The sequence below is a fragment of the Pediococcus argentinicus genome, from assembly GCF_001437605.1.
Taxonomy (GTDB): domain Bacteria; phylum Bacillota; class Bacilli; order Lactobacillales; family Lactobacillaceae; genus Pediococcus; species Pediococcus argentinicus.
In genome coordinates this window covers 1-9,939 of record NZ_JQCQ01000043.1, presented here as the reverse complement: position 1 = coordinate 9,939, position 9,939 = coordinate 1, and the positions used below count along the sequence as shown (strand labels likewise).

Genomic DNA, 9,939 nt, shown 5'->3' with positions numbered 1-9,939 from the left:
TCAATTATAGATTAATTTTAATTGGGACCATTTGTTGGTCCACTCCTTGGATTCTACACGTTTAATAAAGACGGATTGATCATTTTCAAAATAAGGAGTAGGTCTTAATTTTAGTTCAAATAAATCGTCCAGTCCGTATGGTGCAATGATTTCCAATTGATTATCGTCATCTAAATAAGCTCCAACTGCTGTCGCTGTCTCGGTGAAATGTGCAATGGCATCTTCAACAGATTTAAACTTCGGTGTCTCTTTATTATTGTGAGTATTCATATAGAACTCGTTTTTAACTTCCCAATTCAGAGCTGAATATTCTAATTTAAGTGCATCCTGAATTTTTTTATTATCAGAATATGTTTTACTTGGATCAAAAAATACCACATCAACGTCATGAAGTCCTGGTATTTCTTGCTGCATTAGCTGACTCCAGACCAAATTACGAATTGCGCCTGCAGCAATGCATCCCTGTTTCAAATCTGCTTTTTTAACCACCCGCAAAGCTTTCATCAATTCTTCGTTGTCACTAATAATCTTCTTTAAATCATTCAGATATTTCATAATTCCCTCCAAAAAAAAGCCTTCCAACCAAATAATCCAGTCAGAAAGCTTTCTCTTATCTTCGTTCAGTTATATTAAAAATCAATCCACTAAGTCCCGGAATAATATAGAATACATTTCCAGTGAAACTCAATAGAATCAGGAGTACTGGCCAAATGATACTAGAACCAGCATGCAAATGCTTCAAAGCCAAGTAACTAGCAGCCTGCACAAATATCAAAATGAAGGCAATACTAATTAAAAAGGTCAGATCATCTTTTCCGGCAACTCCTGGAACAGCGTTCATAACGTTAGCTTGGCGCATGGATACATCCATAAATGCCAGCCAACCGCCGATTACAATTACCAGCGTGGAAATCCACCAAATGATAAAACCTGTGATTTGAATGATGGATGTTTGTTGCCGTTCCCGCATGTCGTTGCCTCCGTTAAATGATTTATGAAACAATTATACAATATAAACTGGCAACAATTAATAAATTATCGCATCATTCGTTTCATATACCAGTCTTGAACTCTATCAGAAGCAAGTCCGCTTAGCTTAACAGCCATCTTATCTGGGAATTTAACTTGATAGCGTGCTTTAGGCTTTTCAACCGTGCTAGCCTTAAAAATCACTTCACCAACTTCATCTGGTGTGGCCGTTGTGTTGGTTAAAACCTTTGCAACTTTCTCAGCTAAATTACGGTATGGTGATGCTTTTGATGTAGAATTTAATAGTTTATTGTTAGCAACTGATTGCCAATTAGTATCAGTAATGCCTGGTTCTACGACTACTACTTTAATACCAAAATCTTCCACTTCAGTTCTTAAAACGTCACTGTAAGTTTCAACTGCATGTTTAGAAATGTGATACCAACCACCTAACGGTGAGTAAGACTTTCCTGCTAATGAAGAAATATTAACAATTCGACCACTATGTCGTAATCTCATTCCGGCCAGTATCTGTTTATTCAGGTCTGCCATTCCAAATAAATTAACTTCTAGTTGATTGCGAGCATCCTCTAAATCAACTTCCTCTAATGCACCAAATAGTCCATATCCCGCTGAATTAATAACTAAATCAATATTGCCATAATCATTAATAATCTGTTTCACAAATTGGGTGACACTTTCATGATTAGTAACAACCAACTTTAAAAATTTCACACCACTAGTATCAGTATTTTGAAGGTTATCTACGTGACGTGCTCCACCAATAACTTGATATCCTTTTCGCTGTAAAATATGGGCCGTCGATAATCCAATTCCAGATGATGCTCCAGTAATCACTGCTACTTTAGTCATAATATAAAATCTCCTTAACAGACATATATGTCTTTAATATAAGCAGATTATAAAAGACATATATGTCTTTTGTCAACACAATCATATTGCTATTTAGCATAAAATTAACTAAAATAAGTCTCATGAAATCAAAAAATGAATCACGCAAAAATAAAATTATAAAAGTCACTTCTAAAATCATTGTTACTGATGGACTTGCTAAAGTATCTATTTTGGAAATCGCAAAAAAAACTAAGATATCTCACTCCAATATATATATTTATTTTAAGGATAAGGAAGATTTACTTATTTCTGTTTTTACTCATCACCTTGATTTATATACATCCTTCCTTGATCAAAATATTTCCTTAAGTGGATCAGTGGATAACGTATTGAGTGAAACTGTTAAGTCGATTTATGACTTCAATAATTCAAATCCAACATCCATCAAAGTAATTCAACTCATGCGGGCTGACCCACACTTTAGAAAAGTTCTGCCTTCAGTTAATGATTCACAATTATTCATTAAATTATTCAATTGGATTGAAAATGAAAAATCCGCTAACAATGTTCGAGACTTTAACTCGATTCTATTAGCGGACATTCTATTTAATTCAATTTTAAGTTACAGTAACGCTATTCAAACACACGACTTTACATATAGCGAAGTCCCTTTGTCTAACTTTATTAGTTTGATTAGGCCTTTATTTGTTGATTCCACTACCTTAAACGAATCAAGAAAATAATTAATGGAACCATCGAAAATGCAATCGCAAAGACGTTGATTAGGCTCACTAAGAATCCCATTACTAAAGCACCCAAGACAAAGCTTAAAATAATGGATCCCATATCAGCGCTCTTCTTGAGTGCTTTGGAATCATGTTTGACGATGAAATCATACACACCTTCTGAGACAGTTCTCAAATTACCAGTCATCATCAAGGAAGTGAAAGGACCACCCTTTAATTTACGAAATTCTTGTAACTGTGCTGCAGCAGCTAATGATAAAATTCCTGAAGCTAAAACATCTGGGACATAGCGACCGACCACAAGCACAACAGCCAATAAGGCAATTTCATACATCACAACTACCGCTTGGCGACTTAATTTTATCTCATTACTATAGAAACTTTGTAAATGACGGACGATAACAGCGCCAATCATAAACATTAAAATTGCAAAGATATAGTGCCACAGTTCGCCAAAATGACCGGATCCAATATTAGTTCCTAGTAGAATTAAATTACCGGTTTGTAGTCCCGCAAAAACATTTCCATGTAATAAATAACTGTATGAATCAAGGCCACCGGCGGCCATTGCTAGCAGCGTTCCTGAAACTAATCTTTCATGGATTGGAAATTGTGTTCGTTCCATACTCTTACCCTCTTTTAAATTACTTAATAAGATTATTATAAACTCTTTACTTACTTTTTATCAGTATATATAATTAAGCCAATTAATTTTAAACACTCTCACACACGAGGAGGGATTATTATGAATACAAACTTAATCGGCCTACACCATATTACAGCAGTTACATCTAGTGCTCCAAAGATTTTTGATTTCATGACCAATATTTTGGGATTGCATTTGATTAAAAAGACCGTAAACCAAGATGATGTGCGCACATATCATCTATATTTCACCGATGATTTAGGAACCCCTGGAACTGATATAACCTTCTTTGATTTTCCTAATAACCCTAAGGGTCGCCAGGGTACAAACGGAATTACTCGGATTGGTTTTCGAGTTCCCAGTGATGAAGCGTTAAAATGGTGGCAAGAACGTTTTGATACTCTTAACATTCGACACGGAAACATTGAAACCCTTTTTGGATCTCAACATCTATACTTCTCTGATTTCGATGATCAACAATATCAACTCGTTTCAGACGAAAATAATCATGGCTTAGGTGCAGGAACTCCTTATAGAGAAAGTCCCATCCCTACTGAATATGCCATTAGTGGCTTAGGCCCCACATATATTACGGTCAATTATCAAGATGATTTGGAACACGTTTTAACCGAGATAATGGGTTTCACCAAGTTGGATACTGAAAATGGCAAAACGCTATTTGAACTTCATGATGGCGGTCATGGTGCACAGGTCATTACTGAATCCAGTGTCATTTTACCGGACCAATTCCAGGGCTATGGAACGGTTCATCACCTCGCCTTTCGCGTTGAAGATGAATCTGCTCTCCACTACTGGATTAAACGAATTAAGGCAGCCCACCTAGCTCAAAGTGGCTTTATTGATCGGTTCTACTTCAAATCAGAATACTTCCGACCAGGTCGCGGTGTCTTGTTTGAAATTGCCACTGATGGTCCCGGATTCTTACAAGACGAGACGTATGATGAAGCTGGCATTCATTTAGAGTTACCACCATTTTTAGAGGATCAACGTACTGAAATCGAGTCACATCTAGTTCCATTTAATACAGAAAAGAAGTGATCTAATGTCTGATGCATATACATTTTTCAAAGAAGGAAAGCCTGGATACGCACCAATCTTAATGTTGCATGGAACTGGCGGTAGTGAAGAGGACCTCGTTAACATTGCCGACTTCTTATCACCAAATAGTCCTAAGCTTGGCATTCGCGGACGCTTAATTGAAAATGGTCGAACCAGATATTTTAACCATACTGAAGATGGGGGATTCGACCTTGGGAGTCTTGATTCAGAGACTGATTGGTTGTTAAAAGCCATTCAAGAAAGCTTTGCAGAACATAACTTAGATCCTGCTCAAGCAATTGTAATTGGATATTCCAACGGAGCTAACGTGGCAGCTTATTCTTGGTTAAACGGCAAAGATGCACCTTTCAGAACTGCAATCCTATTTCATCCCATGTTATTAACAGATGCAACCGTTACAAGCGGGCTAAATGATGTGAAAGTCTGGGATTCTTATGGAGCCAATGATCAAATCGTTTCTCCACAAAGCTTTCTCGCATTAAATAGTTCACTCAAGGTAGCTGGTGCCCAAGTAACTAGTTTTCAACATCAGTCAGCCCACAAAATCACGGATGATGAACTAGCTAGCGCCAAGGAATGGATTAACCAAATTAATTCAAATGTTTAATCACTAAAACTCAATCGACTAAAAGATTGAGTTTTTATTTGTTTAAAACTCCATTTAGCGTTACTGTGTACATACACATTTAAACTTGGAGGATAAAAACATGACTAAACAATCAAAAGTAATTATTGTAACAGGAGCTACTAGTGGGATTGGGCGAGCAACTGCTATTGCTGCAGTCGAAAAAGGACATCAGGTTATGTTGGCAGCTCGACATGAGGACCAACTCGAACAACTTTCAAATGTATTAAACGCTAAACATGCTAATTCTGCAGCTTATCAGGTAACTGACGTTAGCAAGAAAACGGACTTAATTCGTTTAGTTGAAAAGACGCTAGATAAATTTGATCGAATCGATGTTCTTGATAACAACGCTGGTATTATGAAATTTGGCTCATTATCAACAACCAGTTCAAATGACTGGGACGCCATGATTGATATCAATATCAAAGGTGTATTATATGGTATTGAAGCCGTTCTACCTGTGATGCACACGCAGGGATACGGCCAGATTGTAACGACTGACTCTACGGCAGGTCATCAAGTTGGACAGAACAACTCAGTTTACTCAGCAACAAAATTTGCCATTCAAGCTATCATGACCGGATTACGACTGGAAGAGTCACCCAATCACATTCGTTCAATGATGGTTTCACCTGCTTTTACAGATACTGGTTTCTTCAATGAAAAAGATTCCGAACCGTTTAAACAAGTTAAACGACTGGAACCTAAAAACGTTGCAGAAGCTGTTTTGTATGCAATCGACCAGCCTAGCAACGTTGATATTAACGAAATTATTTTACATCCGACCTATTAGAAAGGAACCCGATTATGTCCCATACCTTTTATACTGAATGTTCATACTTTACAGCGGCCAAATATACGCGTGAAATTACAAGAATTGCTAATCAAGATTTCAAACCAACTGGTATGCCAGCCGCCTATTCATATATCTTGTTATCTTTAGAAGACTATCAAGAACTTTCAGTTGCTCAATTAGTTGATATCTTAGGATATGAACGCTCAAGTTTAATGCGTATTTTAGACAAATTAGTCAAAAAAAATCTAATCAACATTGAACAAATCAGTCATAAGAATATCATCAGTCTTTCCGACCAAAGTTCTGCAACTTTAAAATTAGCCAATGAATGTCTCCAACAATATTCTAAACACAGTGAAGAGCTCTTAAGTCAATCCGTTCAGTCACAATTAACACGTGGACTCGTACAAGCAACTAGTAAATTAAACTAACATCTCTTCTAACCACCTATGGTAAAATTAAGCTAATTTAATCGTCCACAGGAGGAACCAACTTTGATCTTACTATTAATCCTACTGGCGGTTATGCTGATATCAGGCATTGTGGTTTTAAGAGATCGCAGAAGCTTTTTCGGTGGCATGTTCTTTGCCTTCAGCTTACTGAGTTTAATTGTTTATGTCGTCTTGCTATTAGCATCAACCGTATCTAATTCGGAAAATGGAATCCTAGCCCTAGCGATCTTCATGCTATTGGCGCTAGTTGGAATCCCATTGATTGCCGGTTTTGCAATGATTATGAATACTTATGTCATGCAATCCAAAGAAGGAAAAAGCTTAACGGCTCGACTATCCTTAGCATTTGGTGTCAACGCCCTTCTTACTTTGGGTATGGGTGGCGTCCTACTCTTCGTCCCACAACTAGGACCAATACTAACCGGACTGATCTTGATAGTATTCGGAATTGACGTAACCTTTACCGCTGTTTTCATTGGATATTTATTCTATTCATTCATTTATCAAATGATTCCAGTTCGCAGTCATTTAGACTACTTTGTGGTTCTTGGTGCTGGTGTTCGTTCTGAAACTGTCACTCCGCTTTTGAAGAGTCGCTTGGACAAAGCCATTCAATACTACAATCGCCAAGGTCAAACCGGTAAATTTGTTGTTAGTGGTGGTCAAGGCCCTGATGAGCCGGTTTCTGAAGCATTTGCAATGCGGAAATATCTGCTGTCACAAAATATTCCGGATGAACAAATTATTATGGAAGATAAATCGACTACGACACTGGAAAACATGCGCTTTTCAAAGCAAAAAATCGACCAAGATTGGAATGGAACTGGAAAGCCCCACATTATCTTTTCAACTAATAACTATCATGTCCTCCGCGGTGCAATTTACGCCCGGAAAGCTAAGCTAAACGCTGATGGCGTTGGAGCTCCAACTTCATTTTATTTCTTACCAAGCGCTTTACTTCGCGAATATATCGCACTCTTGGTATTATATAAGTGGTTTACTTTAGCAATAATTATTATTTGGCCAATCATTGGGATTGCCCTCATGTTATAGAATAAGGAGCGAATCAATTATGAAAAAAGGTATGATTACTGGAATTATCGTCGCAATTATCGCTGTAATTGGTTTTGGTGGTGCTTATTATTGGTACCAACTAAACTATGGCGCAACCGACTACTACACACAGATTACGACTGGCGGTACTAAGCAGGTTAAAAAGTTTGATAACGGTTCGAAGTATACAATTTATCACTACGACCAACCGATTTACGACAAAAACGGTGATTCAGTTAAGACCGAATTTAACAGCGTTGAGGATCATCCCCTGAAAATGAATGCCTACATCAAAGTTGGTTATAACAAGCATCGCGAACAAGTCCTGAACTGGGAAAAGGTTGATCACAATCAAGTGCCTAAAAAAGCATTAGAAAAAATCGATAAATAAAATAAAATATAAAAAATGGTGAAGATAAACTCAATTGAATTTATCTTCACCATTTTATTTTGTCTAATCATCAGATCGACGTTTCTTCAAAATCACAAGTCCTAAGGTACCAAGAAGTGCCATGATACCAAGACCAAATAATTCTGAATCTTCCTGCGCTTTATCGCCAGTTTGTGGCAATCGTTTTGCAGTTGAATTAGATTTCAAAGGAGCTGTTGTTGATTCTTTAACCGCCTTCTTTGAATTATTGATTGGTGTAATTGGTTTGATTACTTCTGGTTTTACATTTGGTTCCTTAGTTCCATGTGATCCTCCACCATTATGACCAGGTTTTTCGATTGCTTTGTAAATAAGTGCAACCTGTCCTGGCTGGTTTGGAATAACCGCCTGACCAATGAATTGATATCCTGGAATCTCTGGAGCGTGAATTGGGCTTCCAGGTTCACCAGTTCCTTTAATAGGTTTTATACCAGGTATTGGTTTACCATTTGGCGTTTGTGGAACTCCAGTATAATCTACCGTGTAGTAGAAAGTAATAACTTTTGATCCATCAAATTTACCATTAGCCTCGCCAACAACGCGTCTCAAAGTATAACCAGGGATACTTAAAGCTTTAACCTCGTATCCATCACCAACAATCCCTTTCAAATGATTATCAGCATGGATAAATCGACCACCTGCAACGTAGTGAACCGTTACTGTTCCGGTGATCTTTTCAGGTGCTGCTTTAATAGTTAATTTGCCTGGAATTACTTGGACATCATAATTATCATTAGCACCTAAGGAAACATTGATTACATATTGACCCGCTTTTTCACCAGGTTCACGTGTAAGTTCATATGCTAACTTGTCACCACTGATCAATCCATCAACATTAGCGTTGAAATCAGAATCTTTGGTTCCAACTTGTTTAGTTGCATTACCAACAGTTATAGTAACTTTCTTCTTCTCAATGTTAAACGTTGGATTCTGTCCTTTAGCAATAAGGTCATAATTTGGATTTAGCATTTGTAAATGTTTGAGCCCACTATCTGTTAATTTAACAGCGTAAGTTCCAACATTTCGTGCATCCCCATCAAATTTCAAATCGCCATTTTGAAGTTGATATGTTTCACCATTACTCAAAGTTACGGAATAACTACCCAAGACATCATCGATCTTGGTGGTCTTACCATCGTAGGTCTTCGAATCTGTTCCGCTTAAAGCATAGGTTGCTCCAGCTGCTTTGATTTCATAACTTCCCGTGACGTTGTCACCGGCGGTGAAATCATAGTTACTATCGACGGCTTGAATATTTTTGATTCCGGCTGCCGTTAAGCTAACGACATACTTGTCTTTATCTTTGGGATCCTTATTAAACTTTAAATCTCCAGCTTTTAATGTATAGGTTTCACCATTACTCAAAGTTACGGAATAACTGCTCAAAACATCATCGATTTTAGTGGTCTTACCATCGTAGGTCTTCGAATCTGTTCCGCTTAAAGTATAGGTTGCGCCAGCTGCTTTAATTTCATAACTTCCCGTGACGTTGTCACCTGCGGTAAAATCGTAGTTACTATCGACGGCTTGAATATTGGCAATCCCGGCTGCCGTTAAGCTAACCACATACTTGCCCTTATCCTTGGGATCCTTATTAAACTTCAAATCCCAGCTTTTAACGTATAACTTTCGCCATTACTCAAGGTTACACTGTAACTGCCCAAGACATCATCGATTTTAGTGGTCTTACCATCATAGGTCTTCGAATCTGTTCCGCTCAAAGTATAAGTTGCGCCAGCTGCTTTGATTTCATAGCTTCCCGTGACTTCGTCACCCGCGGTGAAATCATAGTTACTATCGACGGCTTGAATATTGGCGATTCCGGCTGCCGTTAAGCTAACCACATACTTGTCTTTATTCTTGGGATCCTTATTAAACTTTAAATCTCCAGCTTTTAATGTATAGGTTTCACCATTACTCAAGGTTACGCTGTAACTACCCAAAACATCATCAATCTTAGTTGTCTTACCATCATAAGTCTTCGAGTCCGTTCCGCTTAGAGTGTAAGTTGCACCAGCTGCTTTAATTTCATAACTTCCTGTGACTTCGTCACCTGCTGTGAAATCGTAGTTGCTATCAACGGCTTGGATATTTGCGATTCCAGCTGCCGTTAAGCTAACCACATACTTGTCCTTATCCTTGGGATCCTTATTAAACTTCAGATCTCCAGCTTTTAACGTATAACTTTCGCCATTACTTAAAGTTACAGAATAACTACCCAAGACATCATCGATCTTGGTGGTCTTACCATCATAGATCTTCGAATCTGTTCCGCTCAAAGTAT

At 37.8% G+C, this 9,939-nt stretch carries 13 protein-coding genes; 7 read left to right on the top strand and 6 right to left on the bottom strand.

Features of this window, described 5'->3' with window-relative positions; genetic code table 11:
* The 3 genes from IV88_RS08220 to IV88_RS08210 form a co-directional block, all read right to left on the bottom strand.
* Nucleotides 1-555, bottom strand: a complete 555-nt coding sequence (locus tag IV88_RS08220) for a nucleotidyltransferase family protein (RefSeq protein WP_057800421.1) — start codon at nt 553-555, stop codon at nt 1-3.
* A 55-nt stretch (nt 556-610) separates the two neighbouring features.
* Nucleotides 611-970, bottom strand: coding sequence for a hypothetical protein (locus tag IV88_RS08215; RefSeq protein WP_057800420.1), 360 nt, complete (start codon nt 968-970; stop codon nt 611-613).
* Between the two features lie 65 nt (nt 971-1,035).
* On the bottom strand, nt 1,036-1,842 hold the full coding sequence (locus tag IV88_RS08210; protein WP_057800419.1) for an oxidoreductase: 807 nt from the start codon (nt 1,840-1,842) through the stop codon (nt 1,036-1,038).
* A 122-nt stretch (nt 1,843-1,964) separates the two neighbouring features.
* Here IV88_RS08210 and IV88_RS08205 point away from each other — a divergent pair, with 122 nt between their 5' ends.
* On the top strand, nt 1,965-2,567 hold the full coding sequence (locus IV88_RS08205) for a TetR/AcrR family transcriptional regulator (protein WP_057800418.1): 603 nt from the start codon (nt 1,965-1,967) through the stop codon (nt 2,565-2,567).
* On the opposite strand, the gene IV88_RS08200 is transcribed toward IV88_RS08205, so the two are convergent.
* On the bottom strand, nt 2,542-3,195 hold the full coding sequence (locus IV88_RS08200; protein WP_057800417.1) for a YoaK family protein: 654 nt from the start codon (nt 3,193-3,195) through the stop codon (nt 2,542-2,544). The genes IV88_RS08205 and IV88_RS08200 overlap by 26 nt on opposite strands.
* 120 nt (nt 3,196-3,315) lie before the next feature.
* Here IV88_RS08200 and IV88_RS08195 point away from each other — a divergent pair, with 120 nt between their 5' ends.
* From IV88_RS08195 to IV88_RS08170, 6 genes are all read left to right on the top strand, one after another.
* Nucleotides 3,316-4,275, top strand: a complete 960-nt coding sequence (locus IV88_RS08195) for a ring-cleaving dioxygenase (RefSeq protein ID WP_057800416.1) — start codon at nt 3,316-3,318, stop codon at nt 4,273-4,275.
* A gap of 4 nt (nt 4,276-4,279) precedes the next feature.
* The gene (locus tag IV88_RS08190) at nt 4,280-4,903 is read left to right on the top strand and encodes an alpha/beta hydrolase (RefSeq protein ID WP_057800415.1); all 624 of its coding nucleotides are present in this window, start codon (nt 4,280-4,282) and stop codon (nt 4,901-4,903) included.
* A gap of 100 nt (nt 4,904-5,003) precedes the next feature.
* Nucleotides 5,004-5,717, top strand: coding sequence for an SDR family oxidoreductase (locus IV88_RS08185; protein WP_057800414.1), 714 nt, complete (start codon nt 5,004-5,006; stop codon nt 5,715-5,717).
* A gap of 14 nt (nt 5,718-5,731) precedes the next feature.
* On the top strand, nt 5,732-6,151 hold the full coding sequence (locus tag IV88_RS08180; protein WP_057800413.1) for a MarR family winged helix-turn-helix transcriptional regulator: 420 nt from the start codon (nt 5,732-5,734) through the stop codon (nt 6,149-6,151).
* A gap of 63 nt (nt 6,152-6,214) precedes the next feature.
* Nucleotides 6,215-7,225: a YdcF family protein gene (locus IV88_RS08175; protein ID WP_057800412.1), complete on the top strand. Its 1,011-nt coding sequence runs from the start codon at nt 6,215-6,217 to the stop codon at nt 7,223-7,225.
* A 19-nt stretch (nt 7,226-7,244) separates the two neighbouring features.
* Nucleotides 7,245-7,616, top strand: coding sequence for a YxeA family protein (locus IV88_RS08170; RefSeq protein WP_210726825.1), 372 nt, complete (start codon nt 7,245-7,247; stop codon nt 7,614-7,616).
* 63 nt (nt 7,617-7,679) lie between these two features.
* Here the strand turns inward: IV88_RS08170 and IV88_RS09525 are convergent, their stop codons facing one another.
* Both IV88_RS09525 and IV88_RS09520 read right to left on the bottom strand, forming a co-directional pair.
* Nucleotides 7,680-9,260, bottom strand: a complete 1,581-nt coding sequence (locus tag IV88_RS09525) for an MBG domain-containing protein (protein WP_057800411.1) — start codon at nt 9,258-9,260, stop codon at nt 7,680-7,682.
* Nucleotides 9,257-9,939, bottom strand: a 683-nt coding sequence (locus tag IV88_RS09520; RefSeq protein ID WP_269083844.1) for an MBG domain-containing protein, incomplete at its 5' end; no start/stop codon positions are given. The genes IV88_RS09525 and IV88_RS09520, both read right to left, overlap by 4 nt.

What these genes read in the sequence shown, in the direction of transcription:
- IV88_RS08170 (WP_210726825.1), top strand. Translation starts at nt 7,245, where the DNA reads ATGAAAAAAGGTATGATTACTGGAATTATCGTCGCAATTATCGCTGTA.
- IV88_RS08205 (WP_057800418.1), top strand. Translation starts at nt 1,965, where the DNA reads ATGAAATCAAAAAATGAATCACGCAAAAATAAAATTATAAAAGTCACT.
- IV88_RS08220 (WP_057800421.1), bottom strand. Translation starts at nt 555, where the DNA reads ATGAAATATCTGAATGATTTAAAGAAGATTATTAGTGACAACGAAGAA.
- IV88_RS08215 (WP_057800420.1), bottom strand. Translation starts at nt 970, where the DNA reads ATGCGGGAACGGCAACAAACATCCATCATTCAAATCACAGGTTTTATC.
- IV88_RS08190 (WP_057800415.1), top strand. Translation starts at nt 4,280, where the DNA reads ATGTCTGATGCATATACATTTTTCAAAGAAGGAAAGCCTGGATACGCA.
- IV88_RS08200 (WP_057800417.1), bottom strand. Translation starts at nt 3,195, where the DNA reads ATGGAACGAACACAATTTCCAATCCATGAAAGATTAGTTTCAGGAACG.
- IV88_RS08210 (WP_057800419.1), bottom strand. Translation starts at nt 1,842, where the DNA reads ATGACTAAAGTAGCAGTGATTACTGGAGCATCATCTGGAATTGGATTA.
- IV88_RS08185 (WP_057800414.1), top strand. Translation starts at nt 5,004, where the DNA reads ATGACTAAACAATCAAAAGTAATTATTGTAACAGGAGCTACTAGTGGG.
- IV88_RS08195 (WP_057800416.1), top strand. Translation starts at nt 3,316, where the DNA reads ATGAATACAAACTTAATCGGCCTACACCATATTACAGCAGTTACATCT.
- IV88_RS08180 (WP_057800413.1), top strand. Translation starts at nt 5,732, where the DNA reads ATGTCCCATACCTTTTATACTGAATGTTCATACTTTACAGCGGCCAAA.